At 71.9% G+C, this 18,761-nt stretch carries 13 protein-coding genes; 7 read left to right on the plus strand and 6 right to left on the minus strand.

All coding sequences use genetic code 11. The features are described from left to right. Positions 1-81 precede the first annotated feature (81 nt). Together CMS_RS08045 and CMS_RS08050 are read left to right on the plus strand one after the other, a co-directional pair. Entirely contained in the window at positions 82-1,419 is a 1,338-nt protein-coding gene (locus tag CMS_RS08045; RefSeq protein WP_012298983.1) for a glutamine synthetase family protein, read from the plus strand. A 58-nt stretch (positions 1,420-1,477) separates the two neighbouring features. Next, the gene (locus CMS_RS08050) at positions 1,478-4,498 is read left to right on the plus strand and encodes a bifunctional [glutamine synthetase] adenylyltransferase/[glutamine synthetase]-adenylyl-L-tyrosine phosphorylase (RefSeq protein ID WP_012298984.1); all 3,021 of its coding nucleotides are present in this window, start codon (positions 1,478-1,480) and stop codon (positions 4,496-4,498) included. 88 nt (positions 4,499-4,586) lie between these two features. On the opposite strand, the gene glnA is transcribed toward CMS_RS08050, so the two are convergent. Beyond that, positions 4,587-6,011 carry a type I glutamate--ammonia ligase gene (gene glnA, locus CMS_RS08055; protein WP_012298985.1) on the minus strand — a complete coding sequence of 475 codons (1,425 nt, stop codon included), beginning with the start codon at positions 6,009-6,011 and terminating at the stop codon, positions 4,587-4,589. Between the two features lie 193 nt (positions 6,012-6,204). Here glnA and CMS_RS08060 point away from each other — a divergent pair, with 193 nt between their 5' ends. Beyond that, positions 6,205-6,633, plus strand: a complete 429-nt coding sequence (locus tag CMS_RS08060) for an RDD family protein (RefSeq protein ID WP_012298986.1) — start codon at positions 6,205-6,207, stop codon at positions 6,631-6,633. Positions 6,634-6,659: 26 nt separating this feature from the next. Here CMS_RS08060 and CMS_RS17855 read toward each other — a convergent pair whose 3' ends face one another. Next, the gene (locus CMS_RS17855) at positions 6,660-6,998 is read right to left on the minus strand and encodes a hypothetical protein (RefSeq protein WP_223842607.1); all 339 of its coding nucleotides are present in this window, start codon (positions 6,996-6,998) and stop codon (positions 6,660-6,662) included. Between the two features lie 443 nt (positions 6,999-7,441). Continuing rightward, on the minus strand, positions 7,442-8,152 hold the full coding sequence (locus CMS_RS08070; RefSeq protein ID WP_041464956.1) for a DUF4191 domain-containing protein: 711 nt from the start codon (positions 8,150-8,152) through the stop codon (positions 7,442-7,444). 378 nt (positions 8,153-8,530) lie between these two features. Between CMS_RS08070 and CMS_RS08075 the strand changes: the two genes are divergently transcribed. After that, positions 8,531-10,087: a protein kinase domain-containing protein gene (locus CMS_RS08075; protein WP_012298989.1), complete on the plus strand. Its 1,557-nt coding sequence runs from the start codon at positions 8,531-8,533 to the stop codon at positions 10,085-10,087. 25 nt (positions 10,088-10,112) lie between these two features. Here CMS_RS08075 and sucB read toward each other — a convergent pair whose 3' ends face one another. The 3 genes from sucB to CMS_RS08090 all read right to left on the minus strand — a co-directional run bounded on the left by sucB (position 10,113) and on the right by CMS_RS08090 (position 14,595). Then, positions 10,113-11,561, minus strand: a complete 1,449-nt coding sequence (gene sucB / locus CMS_RS08080; RefSeq protein ID WP_012298990.1) for a 2-oxoglutarate dehydrogenase, E2 component, dihydrolipoamide succinyltransferase — start codon at positions 11,559-11,561, stop codon at positions 10,113-10,115. A 60-nt stretch (positions 11,562-11,621) separates the two neighbouring features. Next, entirely contained in the window at positions 11,622-12,995 is a 1,374-nt protein-coding gene (lpdA, locus tag CMS_RS08085; protein WP_012298991.1) for a dihydrolipoyl dehydrogenase, read from the minus strand. Positions 12,996-13,086: 91 nt separating this feature from the next. After that, positions 13,087-14,595, minus strand: coding sequence for a leucyl aminopeptidase (locus tag CMS_RS08090; protein ID WP_041464534.1), 1,509 nt, complete (start codon positions 14,593-14,595; stop codon positions 13,087-13,089). A 128-nt stretch (positions 14,596-14,723) separates the two neighbouring features. Between CMS_RS08090 and CMS_RS08095 the strand changes: the two genes are divergently transcribed. The 3 genes from CMS_RS08095 (at position 14,724) to CMS_RS08105 (ending at position 18,737) form a co-directional block, all read left to right on the plus strand. Next, the gene (locus tag CMS_RS08095) at positions 14,724-15,644 is read left to right on the plus strand and encodes a proteasome assembly chaperone family protein (RefSeq protein ID WP_041464535.1); all 921 of its coding nucleotides are present in this window, start codon (positions 14,724-14,726) and stop codon (positions 15,642-15,644) included. A 75-nt stretch (positions 15,645-15,719) separates the two neighbouring features. Next, on the plus strand, positions 15,720-17,042 hold the full coding sequence (locus CMS_RS08100; protein WP_012298994.1) for an MFS transporter: 1,323 nt from the start codon (positions 15,720-15,722) through the stop codon (positions 17,040-17,042). Positions 17,043-17,273: 231 nt separating this feature from the next. After that, the gene (locus tag CMS_RS08105) at positions 17,274-18,737 is read left to right on the plus strand and encodes an RNA polymerase sigma factor (RefSeq protein WP_041464536.1); all 1,464 of its coding nucleotides are present in this window, start codon (positions 17,274-17,276) and stop codon (positions 18,735-18,737) included. The last annotated feature ends 24 nt before the right edge of the window (positions 18,738-18,761 follow it).

Below are 18,761 nucleotides of genomic sequence, written 5' to 3' on the forward strand. Positions count from 1 at the left end.
CGGAGTCTACGGCGGGCCCCGCGCGCGCTCGGTCCGACCCCTGGTCAGCCGGTAGGTTGGACTCCGACGAGAGGGTGGTGGATGGACAAGCAGCGTGACTTCGTCCTGCGGACGATCGAGGAGCGCGGGATCAAGTTCGTGCGCCTTTGGTTCACCGACGTGACCGGCACCCTGAAGTCGGTGGCGATCGCCCCGGCCGAGGTCGAGGGCGCGTTCGCGGAGGGCCTCGGGTTCGACGGCTCGGCCATCGAGGGCCTCACCCGCTCGTACGAGGCCGACATGCTGGCCCACCCGGATCCGACGACGTTCCAGATCCTCCCGTGGCGCGGCGAGATCGACCCGACCGCGCGCATGTTCTGCGACATCTCGACGCCCGACGGGCAGCCGGCCATCGCGGATCCCCGCAACGTCCTGAAGCGCACCCTGGAGAAGGCGGCCGACCGCGGCTTCACCTTCTACACGCACCCCGAGATCGAGTTCTACCTGCTCGAGTCCAGCGAGTTCGGCGTCGACGGTCCGGAGCCCGTGGACGCGGCCGGCTACTTCGACAACGTCCCCGGCGGCACCGCGCACGACTTCCGCCGCCGTTCCGTCCGCATGCTGGAGGACCTCGGCATCTCGGTCGAGTTCAGTCACCACGAGGCGGGCCCCGGCCAGAACGAGATCGACCTCCGGTACGCAGACGCGCTCACTACCGCGGACAACATCATGACGTTCCGCACGGTCATCAAGGAGGTGGCCATCGAGCAGGGCGTCTACGCGACGTTCATGCCGAAGCCCCTCGCGGCGCACCCCGGCAGCGGCATGCACACGCACATGTCGCTCTTCGAGGGCGACGTCAACGCGTTCTACGCGTCCGGCGCCGAGTACCAGCTGTCCACCATCGGCCGGCAGTTCATCGCGGGCCTGCTCCGGCACGCTCCCGAGATCACGGCCGTCACGAACCAGTTCGTGAACTCCTACAAGCGGCTCTGGGGCGGCGGCGAGGCGCCGAGCTTCGTCACCTGGGGCCACAACAACCGGTCCGCGCTCGTGCGCGTTCCGCTGTACAAGCCCAACAAGGGCAACAGCTCGCGCGTCGAATACCGCGCCATCGACTCCGCGGCCAACCCGTACCTCTCGTTCTCGCTCATGCTGGCCGCCGGGCTCAAGGGCATCGAGGAGGGCTACGAGCTCCCCGCCGAGGCCGAGGACAACGTCTGGACGCTGAGCGACGCCGAGCGACGCGCCCTCGGCTACGCCCCGCTCCCGTCGAGCCTCGACCACGCGATCCAGCTCATGGAGCGCTCCGAGCTCGTCGCCGAGACGCTGGGGGAGCAGGTCTTCAACTACGTCCTGCTCAACAAGCGGCAGGAGTGGCGCGACTACCGGGCGCAGGTGACGCCGTACGAGCTGCGCTCCAACCTCGAGATGCTCTGATCCGGATCCCCGGCAGGAGCACCGCGAACGACATCCGACGACGAGGCCGGGGCGAGCCATGAGACGTGGGCAGACGCTGCTCGGAGCGCTGGCGCGCGCGGGCTTCGCGCGGCTGAGCGAGGTCGGCGAGGCCCTCGAGGAGGCCGCGGAGCTGTCCGGGTGGGCGGAGGCCGAACTGGTCGAGGCGCTGCACTCGAGCGCGGATCCGGACGGCGCCCTTGACGCGCTCGTGCGACTGCTGCGTGAGGATCCCGAGCGCACGCGGGCCGTGCTGGCCGACGCCGACGCCCGTCACCGGCTGGCGCGGGTCCTCGGCTCCTCACGCGGCCTCGGGGAGTTCCTCACGCGCCACACCGACGAGCTCGACGCCTTCGCGCGTCCGCTGGAGGCGACTCCCGCGCCCGCCGATGTGCGGGATCGCATGCTGGACGCGGTGCGCGCGGTCGACGGCGTGGCGGGGCTCACCGGTCCCTCCGCGCGCTCGGCCCTGCGGGTCCGCTACCGCGCCCTCGTCGCCCGCGTGGCGGCCTGGGACCTCGTGCACCCGGATCCGCTGGCGGCCGTGCGTCCCGTGACGGCCGCCCTGGCCGACCTCGCGGGCGCGGCCCTCGAGGCCTCGCTCTCCGTCGCCCGCGCCGAGCTGTCCGCCGCCGGGACCTTCGGCCGCGCGCGACCGGACGAGATCGCCGCGACGCGCCTGGCGATCATCGGCATGGGCAAGGCCGGCGCCCGCGAGCTCAACTACGTCAGCGACGTCGACGTCATCTTCGTGGCCGAGGCCGCGACCGACGCGGAGGGAGAGCCGGTCATCGAACCGGCCCGCGCGGTCGAGCTCGCGACGCGTCTCGCCGTGCTGGCCATGCGCGGCATCGACGAGCACGAGATCGAGCCGGCCCTCTGGGAGGTCGACGCCAACCTCCGCCCGGAGGGGAAGGCCGGCGCGCTTGTCCGCACGCTCGACTCGCACCTCGCGTACTACGAGCGGTGGGCCAAGGACTGGGAGTTCCAGGCGCTGCTCAAGGCGCGGCCGCTCGCGGGCGACGCGGAGCTCGGGGGGCGCTTCGCCGACGCCGTCGCCCCGCTCGTCTGGTCGAGCGCATCCCGCGAGGGCTTCGTCGGCCAGGTGCAGCGGATGCGCACGCGCGTCACCGACAACATCCCCGCCGACCAGCTGCACCAGCAGATCAAGCTCGGGCCAGGCGGGATCCGCGACATCGAGTTCACGGTGCAGCTCCTCCAGCTCGTGCACGGGCAGGGCGACGAGGCCGTCCGGGATTGCAGCACGCTGGCCGCGCTCGTTGCCCTCGCGGACGCCGGCTACATCGGCCGCACGGAAGCTGGCGAGTTCGCGAAGGACTACAGGTACCTCCGCCTCCTGGAGCACCGCCTGCAGCTCGATCAGCTGCGTCGCACGCACCTGATGCCCACCGAGGAGGAACGGCTGCGCATCCTCGCCCGCAGCACGGGCCTCGACGGGCGCGCCGAGGAGCTCACGGCGCGCTGGACCGCCACGAAGACGGCCGTCCGGACGCTGCACGAGCGCCTCTTCTACCGGCCGCTCCTCGCCGCGGTGGCGTCGCTCCCCGAGGAGTCGCTCGCGCTCACCAGCGACCAGGCCGCCGCGCGTCTCTCCGCCATCGGCTTCGTCGACGCGCGCGGCGCCCTCGCGCACATCCGGGCGCTGACACAGGGGGTATCGCGCAGCTCCGCCATCCAGCGCCACCTGCTCCCCGTCCTGCTGCAGTGGTTCGCCGACGGCCCGGATCCCGACCACGGGCTGCTCGCGTTCCGCCGCCTCAGCGAGGCGCTGGGGCAGTCGAACTGGTTCCTCCGGATGCTCCGGGACTCGGCGGGCGCCGCGCAGCGCCTCGCGCAGGTGCTCTCGGGCTCCCGCTTCGTCTCGGAGCTGCTCGACCGCGTCCCCGAGACCGCGGCGTGGTTGGCGCGCGACGAGGACCTGCGCCCGCGCACCTGGGCGGCCCTCGAGGAGGAGGCCGTCGCCACCGTCAACCGGCACCCCACCGCCGATGCCGCAGCGGCCGCGCTGCGCACCCTCCGCCGCCGGGAGGTGCTCCGCCTCGCCATCGGCGCCATCGTGGGCGTCACGCACGTGGAGACGCTCGGGCCGTCCCTGGCCGACATCACCACGGCGACGCTCCGCGGCGTGATGCGCGCCATCCGCCGCGAGGACGGCCCCTGGCCCGAGTTCGCCGTGGTCGCCATGGGGCGCTACGGCGGTGCCGAGCTCGGCTTCGGATCCGATGCCGACGTCATGTACGTCTTCCGCCCGATCGCGGGCATGGATCCCGAGCTCGCCCAGCGGCGCGCCCAGCTCATCGTCTCCGAGCTGACGCGCCTCACGGAGGACTCACGCCTCCCGCTCGACCTCGACACCGGCCTGCGGCCCGAGGGACGCAACGGGCCCGTCGTGCGTTCGTTCGCCTCCTACCGCGCGTACTACGAGCGCTGGTCGCTCACGTGGGAGGCGCAGGCCCTGCTCCGCGCCCGTGGCGTCGTCGGCGACAGCGGCCTCATCGCCGACTTCACCTCCCTCGCCGACCGCTTCCGCTATCCGGACGGGATCGGCGATGCGGACGTGCGCGAGATCAAGCGCATCAAGGCCCGCGTCGAGAACGAGCGGCTCCCTCAGGGCGCCGATCCCACGCGGCACCTGAAGCTCGGTCGCGGTTCGCTCAGCGACGTGGAGTGGCTGGTGCAGCTCATCCAGCTGCAGCACGCGCACGAGCACCCGGCCCTGCGGACGCCGACCACGCTCGGGGCGCTGGAGGCCGCCGTCGCGTCGCACCTCGTGACGGAGGACGACGCCGCGCGCCTCCGCGACGCCTGGCTCCTCGCGTCCCGGGTCCGTTCCGCCATGACGCTCTGGACCAACCGCACGGCCGACGTCCTCCCGGCCGATCGAGCCGCGCTCGACGCGATAGCGCGGCTCCTCGAGTACCCGCCCGGGTCCGCGTGCGTGCTCGAGGAGGAGTACCTCGGCGTCACGCGACGTTCGCGCGCGGTCTTCGAGCGGCTGTTCTACGGGATCGACGACCGGCCGGACCCGCGCAGCGTCTGACCCGCGGCGTCGCCCGGCTCGCACGACGACGGGCCGCCCTCCCGGAGGAGGACGGCCCGTGCATCACGCCGCGAGGGCGCGGTGGCGATCAGACGCCGTAGTACAGCTCGAACTCGAACGGGTGCGGACGCTGCGCGAGCGGCTTGATCTCCATCTCGCGCTTGTACTCGATCCACGTCTCGATCAGGTCGGGCGTGAACACGTTGCCCGCGGTGAGGAACTCGTGGTCGGCCTCGAGCGCCTCGAGCGCGGCCCCGAGCGACGCGGGGACCTGCGGGATGTTCTTCGCCTCCTCGGGCGGGAGCTCGTAGAGGTCCTTGTCGACGGGCTCGTGCGGCTCGATGCGGTTCTTGATGCCGTCGATGCCTGCCATGAGCTGCGCCGCGAACGCGAGGTACGGGTTGCTCGACGCGTCGGGCGCGCGGAACTCGATGCGCTTCGCCTTCGGGTTCGTGCCCGTGATCGGGATGCGGATCGACGCCGAGCGGTTGCCCGCCGAGTAGACCAGGTTGACGGGCGCCTCGAAGCCGGGCACGAGACGGTGGTAGGAGTTCACCGTCGGGTTCGTGAAGGCCAGGATGGCGGGCGCGTGCTTGAGGATGCCGCCGATGTACCAGCGCGCGACGTCGGACAGACCGCCGTAGCCGGCCTCGTCGTAGAACAGCGGCTTGCCGTCGTTCCAGAGCGACTGGTGCGTGTGCATGCCCGAGCCGTTGTCGCCGAAGAGCGGCTTCGGCATGAACGTGGCCGTCTTGCCCCACTGCTCGGCCGTGTTCTTGACGATGTACTTGAACTTCAGGATGTCGTCCGCCGCGTGCACCATCGTGTCGAAGCGGTAGTTGATCTCGGCCTGGCCGCCGGTGCCCACCTCGTGGTGCGCGCGCTCGAGGATGAGGCCGGCGTCGATCAGCTTGAGGCTGATGTCGTCGCGGAGGTCGGCCTGCTTGTCGACGGGGCTGACGGGGAAGTAGCCGCCCTTGTAGGGGGTCTTGTTGCCGAGGTTGCCGCCCTCCTCCTCGCGTCCCGAGTTCCAGGCGCCCTCCTCGGAGTCGACCGAGTAGAAGCTCGTGTGCTGGTTCACCTCGTAGCGGACGTCGTCGAAGATGTAGAACTCGGCCTCGGGCGCGAAGAACGCGGTGTCGGCGATGCCGGACGCGGCGAGGAACTTCTCGGCCTTCTTGGCCACCTGGCGCGGGTCGCGGGCGTAGATCTCGCCGTTGCGGGGGTTGTAGATGTCGAAGACCATGATGAGGGTGCGCTCGATGCGGAACGGGTCGATGTACGCCGTCGTCACGTCGGGGATGAGCTGCATGTCCGACTCGTGGATGCTCGCGAAGCCGCGGATGGACGAGCCGTCGAACAGCTGGCCGACGGAGAAGAACTCCTCGTCGACCGTGGAGGCGGGGATGTTGAAGTGCTGCTGCACCCCGGGGAGGTCGGTGAACCGGATATCGAGGAACTTGACGTCGGTGTCCTTGATGAACGCGAGCACCTCGGATGAGTCTCTGAACATGTGGTGTCTCCAAAAGGGGGCCGGAGCGGATGAGACTGACGGTTTCAGCCTCTCCGACCCTAGGGGGATGGGGTTACCTCGCCATAAGCGCCGTGTTTCCGCGATGTTACGCGGGCTGTCCCGGGCGCGTCGGCGAGGCCTCCCATGGCCCGGCCATCAGGGGATCCGCGTCCGTCGCGCCTAGGATCGCAGGGTGTCCGCGACTCTCCCGAACCCCGACCTCGGCGATCCCGGCCGCAACAGATGGCCGGGGGAGCGCCTCGGGCTGCCGGAGCGCGGTCGCGGCTCGGTCGCCCGGGCCGGTCGCCGCATCGTGGGCGTCTGCATCGACTGGGCCCTCGCCGTGCTTGTCTCCTGGGCGTTCTTCGCCTACGACTCGACGGCCACGCTCGCGATCTTCGCCGTCATGCAATACGTCCTCATCGTCACGCTCGGCGGGAGCGTCGGGCACGTCGTGCTCGGCATGCGGGTGCGCCCGCTCGCCGGGGGATACGTGTCACTGTGGCGGCCGGCCCTGCGCACCGTGCTGCTCTGCCTGGTGCTGCCCGCCGTCGTGTGGAACGCCGACCAGCGGGGTCTCCACGACGTCTTCTCGGGGACGGTGCTCGTCCGCACGTCCTGAGGCTCTCGACGACCGACGGCTCCGCCTCAGCCGGGTTCGCATCCGAGGTACACGAGCTCCGGGTCGACGCCGCCCAGGACCACCCGGGCGGGGGATCCCGCGCGGACGGCACCGAGCTCCCGGCTCTCGGTCTCGCGGCCGTCGTCGGACCGCCCGGTCGTGACCTCGAAGCGGACGAGGGCGGCGCTGCAGTCCTCCGGCGCGGTCATGTCCAGGAGCGTGCACGAGCTCGTGTCCACGCACTCGCTGGCTCGGGACGCGGGATCCTCGACGGGCACGACGACCGCTCCCTGGGTCAGGTCGGCTCCGACCGTGGTGAACCTCGCGCGAGTCGAGTCCTGGAAGCTGACGACGACGACCAGCACCCCGGCCAGTGCGCAGACCGCCGCGATGGAGGGCCCGAGCCCCCGGCGGGCCCGCTCGCGTCGGGAGCGTCCGTAGTGCGACAGCCGCTCGGGTTGCGGCTGCGACCGCGGCGGGTCCGACCGCATCGGCTCGCGGCGGGGAGCCGCATGGCTTGCTGCTGCGGGTCCCGGGGAGCCGTGGGGCGTGCGCTGGCGCAGGAGCAGGACGTGTCCCGTGCCAGCGTGAGCTGGACGAACCGCTCGTGCGCGGCCCGCAGCTGCGGGGGCGTGGCACCGGCCAGGCGATCAGGATGCGTCTCCCGAGCCCGCCGGACATAGGCGCGGCTGATGGTCGTGCGGTCGGCGTCCGCGGCGACGCCGAGGAGCGCCGCAGCGGAGGCTGGATCCATGGGCTCAGTCTGCGCCGGGCACGGTGCCCGCGCAAACGCGCCGGGACGGTCGGATCAGCGTGCCCGGGAGGGGCGGACCTTGAAGGGGTCCACTCCCTTGGGGATGGGCATACTGTTTTGCCCGAGCGAGGTGAGGCGGTTGTTCACGGCCAGCACCTCCGCCTTGGTGATGGTGCGCGGGAACCGCTGGAGACGACCGGCCAGCCTGTGCAGCTCGACGGAGTCGGCGTCGGGGCCGACGAACACGAAGTGCACGGGGACGTTCGGCAGCACGCGGGCGATCTTGCGGCGCTCGTCCTCGAGCATCCGGGTAGTGCGGCTCTTCGGGCCCTCCCCGATGAGGGCGACGCCGGCGCGGCCCACGGCGCGGTACACGGCGTCCTGCGACTTGCCGTTGACGGCGACCGGCATCTCGCTGCCGACCCATCCGCGCTTCAGCGAGCTGCGGAGCACCACGCCGACGGCACCCGGCTGGCCCTTGATCTGCAGGTACGCCGCGCGCTCCGCCTTGCGTCCGAGGACGATGAGGAAGGCGAGGATGCCGGCGAATACGCCGGCGATGACGAAGAGGATGGCGGTCAGCCAGTTGCCACCGGTCGCGAAGACCGCGAGCAGGACGCCGACGACGATCGGGCCCAGCAACGCCAGGAGCATCCACCAGACCGAGCTCTTGTCGTACCGCCGGGTCATCTGGAAGACCTGCCACATCTGCTTGATGCGGCCGGGTTCCTTGGGTGCCTTCGGAGAGGCTGTCTTGCGGGCCATGGTGCCCAGGATACCGGTGTGCGGGCGGCAGCCGGAACGGCGGCGGGTCACGTCGCCTCATCCTCTCCCCTCACACGCCCGTGATGCGTGCGGGATCCCCAGGCGCGACGCTCGTCGCGCCCATCCGCGCGCCTCCCCGCACACTGCGGGAACCGGTACCGGTCCTCGGCGACGCACGCGGATGCGGCCGGCTCGAGGAGAGGACGTGAAGCGATGCATGACGGACGCGCCCAGCCGCATGTCGGTCGGCCGACGGGGAGGAGCCGAGGGGACGGGCCCCGCACCGAGGCGGCCGTCCCCGGATCGGGTGCAGCGAGCGCCCGCGCGCGACGGAGGATCGGGAACGGGGCGGCACCGGATGCGGCCGCGTCGGGGACGATGGTCGCCGGATACCGCCTCGTGCGGCTCATCGGGAAGGGCACGCGCTGCCAGGTGCACCTCGGCCGACCCACCCGCCCCGCGGATGCGCAGGACGGACCGACCAACGTCGCCGTGAAGATCGTGCCGGTGACGGAGCGCAGCCGCGGCGAGGCGGAGATCCTCGCGCTGCAGGCGGTCACGTCCGAGCACGTCGTCGCCCTGCACGACGTCGCGACCCTCGCCGACGGCAGCCTGTGCGTCGTGCAGTCGCTCGGCGCGCGCGGCACCGCGGCCGCCCTGCTCGGCCGACGCGGGAGCCTCACGCCGGGGGAGACCGTGACCCTCGTGGCCTCCATGCTGCGGGGGCTGGGAGACCTCCACGAGGCGGGCATCGCGCACGGGGCCGTCGACCTGACCCACGTCGTCATCGACGCCACCGGCCGTCCGCTGCTAGGTGGGTTGGGGTCCTCCCACGTCGTCGCGGGAGGTGCGGGCGGCGCAGGCGCGGACGGCCTCCGGGGCGCGGACCCCGTCGAACAGGACCTCGGGCGGGTCGCGCGGATCGTCGAGGCGCTGCGCGACCCGGGGGACGCGCGAGGACGCGCCTCCTTCGACCGGTGGGAGGCGTGGTCGGCGCTCCTCGACGCCTGCGTCCATGGGGAGTCCGACCTCGGCGCGCACGACCTCGCGGACCGGCTGCTCGACGTCGCGGACGCCACGCCGCTGGCCGATGCGGGGGGATCCCCGTCCGACGAGCACGTGGATCGCGACCTCTCCGAGGGAACGCCTTCGCTAGGCCTCGCCTCCGGCGCCGTCGGCCCACGTGCCGCGCGGACCACCGGGACACGCCGCCGGTTCCGGCTCTCCGGGCGCACGCACCAGGACGCTCGTCGCCGCCATCGTGCGGGTCGCGCTACGCGAGCGGATGCGATCGACGCGCGGCGCACCGCGGTGGGCGTCGCGGTGAGGAGCGAGCTCGCCTCGGTCAGCCCGCGCGTCTGGGCGCTCGGAGGCTCTGCGCTCCTGCTCCTGGTCGCCGGCGTCGTCGCCGTGCCCCTGCTCACCAGCCCCGCGAGCGGCGCGACGGGGACGCCGACGAGCACGCCCGCCCCCTCCGGGTCGCCGAGCGCCGTCCTGGACGGTCCCCCGTCACCGGCGCCGGCCGACGACGGCGACGCTGACGCCGACGCCGACGCGGTGACGTCTCCTGATCCGGCCATCGCCGCGCCTGCGCTCATCCGTCTCCGCGCGTCCTGCCTGCGCAGCGCGGATGCCACGTGCGTGAGCGGCGTCGATGAGGCCGGATCGGCCGTGGACGACGCGGATCGGAGCACCATCGCCAGGGGCGGGATCGATCCCCTCGACGTGGCCGCGCTGCACGTCGCTGACATCCTCGGCCCTGCTCAGCGGCTGGGGGACACGGCGCTCATCGAGCTGCGTCCCGAGGCCGGCCCCGGGACGGGGACCCCGGCAGCGGATGCCGGAGGGCGAGCGCCCGAACGCCGACCGGCCTCCCTCCTGATCGTCAGGGGGGAGGCCGGGTGGCGGATCAGGGACCTGATGGACGACCGGTGAGGGTCGCCGTCGGTTCCCTCAGGCGTCAGATGCCGAGGTCGGCGTCGAACGCGCCCGCCTCGAGGCGGTTCTTCACGGCGACCAGGAAGCGGGACGCGTCGGCCCCGTCGACGATGCGGTGGTCGTAGGACAGCGCCAGGTAGACGGTGGAGCGGATGGCGATGGTGTCCTGCCCGTCCGCGGTGATCACCACGGGGCGCTTGGTGACGATGCCGGTGCCGAGGATCGCGGACTGCGGGAGGAACACCACGGGGGTGTCGAACAGCGCGCCACGCGAACCGGTGTTCGTCAGCGTGAAGGTGCCGCCGGCCAGCTCATCCGGCGACAGCTTGTTGTCGCGCGTGCGGGCGGCGAGGTCGGCGATCTCCGACGCGAACTGCGCCAGGTTCTTGCCCTCGGCGTTCTTCACGACGGGGGTGAGGAGACCGCGCTCGGTGTCGACCGCGATGCTGATGTTCTCGTGGTCGGGGTAGACGATGCTGTCGCCGTCGACCGTCGCGTTCACGACCGGGTAGGCCTTGAGCGCCTCCGCGGCGGCGAGGGCGAAGAAGGGCAGGAACGAGAGCTTGACGCCGGTCTTCTCGAGGAAGTCCCCCTTCACGCGATCGCGGAAGCGGGCCACCTTCGTGACGTCGACCTCGACCACCGAGGTCAGCTGCGCGGTGGACTGCATCGACACGACCGCGCGGTCGGCGATGAGCTTGCGCATGCGCGACATCTTCGCGGTGGTCCCGCGGAGGGGCGACGTCTCGAGCGGGGCGGCGGCGGGAGCGGCGGGAGCCGATGCCGTCGGGGCGCTCTTCGAGGCGGCGGCTTCCGCTGCGGCGAGCACGTCCTCCTTGCGGATGCGTCCTCCCACGCCCGTGCCGACGACGGAGCTGACGTCGACGCCGCGCTCGTTGGCGAGCTTGCGGACGAGCGGCGTCACGTAGCCCGCGTTGCCGGAGGCGGCGGGAGCCGGAGCGGCGGCGGGCGCGGGAGCTGCTGCAGCAGGTGCCGGAGCGGGGGTCGCGGCCACGGGTGCGGGAGCGGCGGGCGCGGGAGCCGGGGTCGGCTCAGGGTCGGGCTGCTCGGCGGCGGGAGCCGGCTCGGGCTCGACGGGCGCGGGGGCCTCGGCATCGTCCTCCGCCTCGGTGGAGGGGATCACGGTGTCCTCGACGGCCTCGTCGGCCGCCGGCTCGGGCTCAGCGGCCTGCTCGGCGGCCGGCTCCTCCGCGGGAGCGTCGCCCCCACCGGAACCGTCGCCGATCCGGACCAGTACAGCGCCGACCTCGACGGTCTCGTCCTCCTGGACGAGGATCTCCTCGATCACGCCGGCGACCGGCGACGGGATCTCGGTGTCGACCTTGTCGGTCGACACCTCGAGCAGGGGCTCGTCGACCTCGACGTGGTCGCCGACGTTCTTGAGCCAGCGGGTCACCGTGCCCTCGGTGACGCTCTCGCCGAGTGCGGGGAGGTTGACGGATTCGCTCATGGGGTTGTCTCCTTCAGGCCCGACTCCGGACCCGGCTTGTGTGTCGGTGATGGGAGGGTGCTACAGGGCGTGCAGAGGGGTGCCGGCGAGGGCCAGGTGGGCCTCGCCGAGGGCCTCGTTCTGAGTGGGGTGGGCGTGCACCAGGTTGGCGACGTCCTCGGGGTAGGCCTCCCAGTTCACGATGAGCTGGCCCTCGCCGATGAGCTCGCCGACACGGACGCCGATCATGTGGATGCCGACGACGGGGCCGTCCTGGACGCGGACGACCTTGATGGATCCTGCCGTGCCGAGGATCGAGCTCTTGCCGTTGCCACCGAGGTTGTACTCGTAGCTGGAGACCTTGTCGGCGCCGAACTTCTCGACGGCCTTCGCCTCGCTGTAGCCGACGCTCGCGACCTCCGGGTCGGAGTAGGTGACCTTGGGGATGTTGATGTCCTCGACGACGACGGGCTTGTTGCCCGCGATCTCCTCGGCGACGAAGATGCCCTGCTGGAAGCCGCGGTGCGCGAGCTGAAGGCCGGGGACGATGTCGCCGACGGCGTAGACGCCGGGGACGCTCGTCTGGAGCCGCTCGTCGGTCAGGACGAAGCCGCGGTCGGTCTTCACGCCCGCCTCCTCGAACCCGAGGCCCTGGGTGGCCGGGCCGCGGCCCACGGCGACGAGGAGGAGGTCGGCGTCGTACGTGGTTCCGTCCTCGAGCGCGACCTGGACGCCCTGGTCGTGCTGCATGACCGACTTGAAGCGCACGCCGAGCGAGAACGCGATGCCGCGCTTGCGGAACGCCCGCTCGAACTGCTTGCTGATCGACTCCTCCTCGTTGGGGACGAGGTGGGGGAGGGCCTCGACGATCTGGACCTCGACGCCGAAGGAGCGCCAGACGGAGGCGAACTCGACGCCGATGACGCCGCCGCCGAGGATCGCGACCTTCTTCGGGATGTAGTCGAGCTCGAGGGCCTGCTCGCTCGTGATGACGCAGCCGCCGATCTCGAGGCCGGGGAGCGTCCGCGAATAGGAGCCCGTCGCGAGGACGACGCTCTTCCCGGTGATGGTCTGGTCGCCGACCTGCACGGTCGTGCCGGAGGTCAGGCGTCCCTCGCCCTCGATGACGGTGATGCCGCGGGCCTTGATGAGGCCCTGGAGGCCCTTGTACTTGCTGGCGACGATGGCCTCGCGGTACGCGTTGACCTTCGCGATGTCGACCCCGTCGAACGTGGCGATGACGCCGTACTTCTCCGACTCCCGCGAGACGTCGGCGACCTCGGCCGAGTGCAGGAGCGCCTTGGTGGGGATGCAGCCGCGGTGCAGGCACGTGCCGCCCAGCTTGCCCTTCTCCACGAGGCCCACGGTCTTACCCAGCTGCACCGCACGGAGGGCGGCCGCGTAGCCACCGCTCCCGCCGCCGAGCACCACCACGTCAAAGTTCTGTTCCGACACCCAGGATCTCCCTCGTATGCATCAAGGTCGTCTCACGCGACCGCCCGACCGGGCAGGCGCGGGACCCCCTCAGGAGGCCTCTCCGAGCCTACTACGCGCGTGAAAAACCGGCGGCCAGGGCCAGGAGCGTGCGCACCGCGACGCCCGTCGGACCCTTGCCCGTGAAGCCGTGTCCGCCGCTCTTGTTGTGCGACGGGCCCGCGATGTCGATGTGCGCCCACGGGATGCGCGGGGCGTCGTCCGCGTCGCCGGTCCGACCGACGAACTCCTTGAGGAACACGCCCGCGACGAGCATGCCGCCGGCCGGGTTCCCCGGCTTGACGTTGGCGATGTCCGCGATGTCGGAGTTGAGCAGCGCGCGCATCGCCTCCGGCAGCGGCATGCCCCACATGCTCTCGCCCTGCTCGTGGGCGGCGTCGAGGAGACGGCCGACGAGCGCGTCCTCGCCCATGACGGCGGAGTACCGCTCGCCGAGCGCCACGACCTGGGCGCCCGTCAGCGTCGCGATGTCGACGATGGCGTCCGGGTGCTCCTCGCTCGCGGCGGCGATGCCGTCCGCCATGACGAGCCGGCCCTCGGCGTCCGTGTTCAGGACCTCGACGGTCGTGCCGCCGCGCATGCGCAGGACGTCGTCCGGGCGGATGGCGGACCCGGACGGCATGTTCTCGGCGATGCAGAGCCACGCGGTGAGCCGGACGGGGAGCGCGAGGCGCGCGGCCGCGACGACGACCTCGAGGATCGTGGCGGCGCCGGTCATGTCGTACTTCATGCCGATCATGGGCACGGCGGGCTTGAGCGAGATGCCGCCGGTGTCGTAAGTGATGCCCTTGCCAACGAGCGCGAGGTGACGCGTCGCGCCGGCGGGGGAGTAGGCGACCTTGACCAGGCGGGGCGGACGAGTCGAGCCCTGGCCCACGCCGAGGATCCCGCCGAAGCCGTCGGCAGCGAGCGCCTCCTCGTCCCAGACGCGGACGTCCACGGGCAGCCCGGCGGTGCGCTCGCGCACGGCGTCGACGAACGTCGCGGGGTAGAGGTCGAGCGGCGGGGTGTTGACGAGGTCCTTGGTCCCCGCCACCGCGTCGGCGACCGCGGTGGCGCGTGCCACCGCCTCGTCGGCGTCCTGCGCGGTCCAGGAGTCCCCCTGCGCGACGACGGTGACCGCCGAGGCGCGCGGCTTCTGGCCGGCGAGCGAGTCCCGGCGGTACGAGTCGAACGAGTAGACCCCGAGGGCCGCGCCCTCCAGCACCGCGGTGAGCTCCTCGAGCGACGTCACCGGGACCGCCACGGCGACACGCTCCACGCCGCGCAGCTGACGGGTCGCGGAGCCGACGACGTAGCGGAGCGCGACCGCGTCCAGCGGTCCCGAGCCCGCGCCCACGAGCGCGATCGTCGTCGCGGCCGTGCCCGTCCCGGCGATGCGGACGACCTCGTCGCGACCTCCCGTGACGCCGATGGCGGACAGGCCGTCCACGTCGAGCTCGAGGCCCCCGGGCGCGTGCACCCGGATACCCTCCTTCCCGCTGGAGACGGCGACGACGAGCGCGTCGGCCTCCACGTCGACGGCACGGTCGGAGGACACGGAGAGAAGGGGGAGGGTCATGGGCGACGAGCCTACCGATGCGCGCGTGGGCGGCTGCTCGGAGGGGCGTGCGGTCGTGTTCGCTCTCGGCGGCACGGACGGCGCCCCGTCCGGGAGGGGCCGTCGGAGGCGCGGCTTAGAGTGGATCCATGGCAGATGCGGACGGACTGTACGAGATCGACACCGACATCGGCGAGGTCCCGACCGGCCTGCCCCTGGTCGCCGGGCTCACGGGCTTCTCCGACGCGGGATCCGGCGTGTCGCAGGTGAGCGAGTACCTGCTGAGCACCCTGAGCCACCGCGACGTCCTGCGCTTCGACACCGACACGCTGCTCGACTACCGCGCCCGTCGTCCCACCATCTACTTCGACCAGGACCACCTCGCCGACTACCGCCCCGCCCGGTTGGCCCTCTACCTCGCGCACGACGAGATCGGGCAGCCGTTCCTCCTGCTCACCGGCTTCGAGCCGGACTTCCGCTGGGAGGCGTTCACCGCCGCGGTCCTCGGCATCGTCGACCGCTATCGGGTCTCCACGACGACGTGGGTCCACGCCATACCCATGCCGGTGCCGCACACGCGCGACATCAACGTCACCGTGAGCGGGAACCGCACCGAGCTCATCGACGCGCTCAGCGTGTGGAAGCCGCACACCCAGGTGCCGGCGAACGCGCTGCACCTATTGGAGCATCGGCTGCACGACGCCGGCCACCCCGTCGCGGGCTTCGTCCTCCTCGTCCCGCACTACCTCGCCGACACGGAGTTCCCCCTCGCCGCGGTCGCCGCGCTGGAGAGCATCAGCGCCGCCACGGGCCTCATCTTCCCGACCGACCGGCTCCGCGAGGAGGGCCGCGACTTCGTGGGCCGCATCGACGAGCAGGTCGCGGGCAACCAGGAGCTGGCGCGCCTCGTCACGACGCTCGAGGAGCGGTACGACAGCTACATGGAGGACACGCCGCTCAAGTCTCCGCTCACCGACGAGGACGGCGCTCTGCCGACAGCGGACGAGATCGCCGCGGAGCTCGAGAAGTTCCTCGCGCGTCGCCGTCCCGGCGACGGGGACGCGGCCTGACGCCATCCGGCTGATCCGCGACCGGGCCGCGACGGCCGTCCGCGGGGAACGCGCGGCGTCGGTATCGTCGTCCTGATGAGCACCCGCCGCGCCCGCATCGTCCTCGGCGTCGCGATGCTCGCGTACCTCTCCTCCGTCCTCCAGCGCGGGTCGCTCGGCATCGCCTCCGTCGAGGCGGGCGAGCGCTTCCACGTCTCGGCGTCGCTGCTCTCGACCCTCGCGGTCACTCAGCTCGTCGTGTACGCGGCGCTGCAGATCCCGGTCGGCGTCCTCATCGACCGGATCGGGCCGCGCGCCCTGCTCGCGACCGGGGCGCTGCTCATGGTCGCCGGCCAGGTCACGCTGGCGCTCTCCACGTCGCTCGAGGTCGCGATCCTGGGGCGCATGCTCGTGGGTGCCGGCGACGCGATGACGTTCGTGTCGGGTCTGCGCCTCATCAACTCCTGGTTCTCGGGCCCGCGCGTGCCGGTGCTCTCGCAATGGTTCGCCAACGTGGGCCAGCTGGGGCAGGTGCTCTCCGCGATCCCGCTCTCGCTCGTGCTGCACACGGCGGGGTGGACGCCCGCATTCCTGGGGTCGGCCAGCGTCGCGGTCGTCGCCCTCATCGCGGTTGTCGTGGCCGTGCGCGACCGGCCCGCAGGGCACGTGCCGCCTCCCCGGGTGCCGTGGGGCGACTCGATGCGCGAGCTCGGCCGGAGCCTGCGTCGCCCGGGGACGCAGCTCGGGTTCTGGTCCCACTTCGTCACGCAGTCGTCGGGCATGGTGTTCAGCCTGCTCTGGGGCTTCCCGTTCCTCGTGGGCGGCCTGGGGTACAGCCCTGCGCTCGCATCTGCCCTCCTCATCGTGATCGTGGCGTCCGGCATGGTCGTGGGACCCGTGATCGGAATCCTCACGGGGCGCTTCCCGTTCCGACGCTCCAACCTCGTCCTCGGCGTCGTCGCCATGATGGGCGTCGCGTGGGCCGTCCTGCTCCTCTGGCCCGGGGTGCCCCCGCTCGCCGTCGTGGTGCTCGTGGTGATGGCCATCGGCATCGGCGGGCCCGGCGGGCAGATCGGGCTGGACTTCGCGCGCACGTTCAACCCGCCGCGGAGCCTGGGGGCGGCGTCCGGCATCGTGAACGTCGCCGGCTTCACCGCGAGCTTCACGATGATGCTGCTCATCGGCATCGCCCTCGACGTGCTGGACGGCATCCGGGTCGCGGGCGGGTCGCGGAGCGACCTCTACGCGTTCGACTCCTTCCGCGTCGCCTTCGCCGTCCAGTACCTGGTGGTGGGCTTCGGCGCGCTGATGCTGGTGCGGACCCGGCGGCTGACGCGTCGCCTGCTGGCGGACGAGGGAATACGGGTGGGGCCCATCTGGGTTGCCTACCTCGACAGGCGACGCCGACGCCGCGCGTGACGCCGGCCCGCACAGGGGCGCATTGGCTCGCCCTCGCGCCCATCCGTGCAATAATCAGGTACGGACCCGTTCATGTCCTGCATCTCGCATCACCTAGGTGGTTCACGAGCAGCGGACTTGACATGGGTCCTAGCAATGTCCGAAAACAACCCCGACCCACCTCCGGCAGGTCACCCCGCAGCGTCACCGCGGAGCGCGCGACCGGTCGTCGTGGGGACGAAAGGTGTTCGCATGGCCACCCCCTCCACCCCGTCCGCCACCCTGGACGCGGCAGCCGCGACCAGCACGGCCGACGACGCCGCGACGGGTGAGCCGAAGGCACCCGCGAAGCGCGCCCCGGCCCGCAGGACCGCGGCCGCCAAGGCACCCGCGACCAAGACCGCCGCTGCCGCCAAGGCCCCCACGAAGGCGGCGGCCGCGAAGGCAGCAGCAGCAGAGGCCGACGAGCCCGTCGCCGCGGACGAATCCGCGGCACCCGCGAAGGCGCCCACCGCCCGGGCGAAGGCGGCGGCCGCCAAGAAGGCCGCCGCCGCGTCGGGTGACGCCGCTCCCGCCAAGGCCCCGCGCAAGGCCGCCGCGAAGAAGACCGCGGGCACCGAGGCCCCCGACGACGACGCCGAGGAGGTCGTGGTCCCCGTCGCCGAGGACGACGCCGATGACGAGGTCGTCGAGGACGGCGCGGCCAAGCCGCCCGTCGTGCTCGAGCCGCTCCCCACCGGCGCCATGGTGCTGTCGAACAAGGAGGAGGACGAGGACGTCCCCGTCTACTCCACGACCATCACCGGCGCCACGGCCGACCCGGTCAAGGACTACCTCAAGCAGATCGGCAAGGTCGCGCTGCTCAACGCCGCGGAGGAGGTCGAGCTCGCCATGCGCATCGAGGCGGGCCTGTTCGCGGAGGACAAGCTCGCGAACACCCCCGGCATCTCCCGCGAGCTCGAGCGCGAGCTGCGCTGGGTCGCGCGCGACGGCCAGCGGGCGAAGAGCCACCTGCTCGGCGCGAACCTCCGCCTCGTCGTGAGCCTCGCCAAGCGCTACACGGGTCGCGGGATGCAGTTCCTCGACCTCATCCAGGAGGGCAACCTCGGCCTCATCCGCGCGGTCGAGAAGTTCGACTACACCAAGGGCTTCAAGTTCTCCACGTACGCGACGTGGTGGATCCGCCAGGCCATCACGCGCGCCATGGCGGACCAGGCGCGCACCATCCGCATCCCGGTGCACATGGTCGAGGTCATCAACAAGCTCGCCCGCGTGCAGCGCCAGATGCTGCAGGACCTGGGCCGCGAGCCCACGCCCGAGGAGCTCTCCCGCGAGCTCGACATGACGCCCGAGAAGGTCATCGAGGTCCAGAAGTACGGCCGCGAGCCCATCTCCCTGCACACGCCCCTCGGCGAGGACGGCGACAGCGAGTTCGGCGACCTCATCGAGGACACCGAGGCAGTGGTCCCCGCGGACGCGGTGGGCTTCACCATGCTGCAGAAGCAGCTGGAGTCGCTCCTCGACTCGCTCTCCGAGCGCGAGGCGGGCGTGATCCGCATGCGCTTCGGCCTCGGCGACGGCATGCCGAAGACGCTCGACCAGATCGGCGACACGTTCGGCGTCACGCGCGAGCGGATCCGCCAGATCGAGTCGAAGACCATGGCCAAGCTCCGCCACCCGTCGCGCTCGCAGTCGCTGCGCGACTACCTCGAGTAGGCCGTGCCCCTGCCCCTGCCCCTG

The sequence above is a fragment of the Clavibacter sepedonicus genome (assembly GCF_000069225.1).
GTDB lineage: Bacteria > Actinomycetota > Actinomycetes > Actinomycetales > Microbacteriaceae > Clavibacter > Clavibacter sepedonicus.

Coding starts and splice junctions, on each gene's coding strand:
- CMS_RS08050 (WP_012298984.1), top strand. CDS start 1,478: ATGAGACGTGGGCAGACGCTGCTCGGAGCGCTGGCGCGCGCGGGCTTC.
- CMS_RS08090 (WP_041464534.1), bottom strand. CDS start 14,595: ATGACCCTCCCCCTTCTCTCCGTGTCCTCCGACCGTGCCGTCGACGTG.
- sucB (WP_012298990.1), bottom strand. CDS start 11,561: ATGAGCGAATCCGTCAACCTCCCCGCACTCGGCGAGAGCGTCACCGAG.
- CMS_RS08075 (WP_012298989.1), top strand. CDS start 8,531: ATGGTCGCCGGATACCGCCTCGTGCGGCTCATCGGGAAGGGCACGCGC.
- glnA (WP_012298985.1), bottom strand. CDS start 6,011: ATGTTCAGAGACTCATCCGAGGTGCTCGCGTTCATCAAGGACACCGAC.
- CMS_RS08045 (WP_012298983.1), top strand. CDS start 82: ATGGACAAGCAGCGTGACTTCGTCCTGCGGACGATCGAGGAGCGCGGG.
- CMS_RS08105 (WP_041464536.1), top strand. CDS start 17,274: ATGGCCACCCCCTCCACCCCGTCCGCCACCCTGGACGCGGCAGCCGCG.
- CMS_RS08070 (WP_041464956.1), bottom strand. CDS start 8,152: ATGGCCCGCAAGACAGCCTCTCCGAAGGCACCCAAGGAACCCGGCCGC.
- CMS_RS08100 (WP_012298994.1), top strand. CDS start 15,720: ATGAGCACCCGCCGCGCCCGCATCGTCCTCGGCGTCGCGATGCTCGCG.
- CMS_RS08095 (WP_041464535.1), top strand. CDS start 14,724: ATGGCAGATGCGGACGGACTGTACGAGATCGACACCGACATCGGCGAG.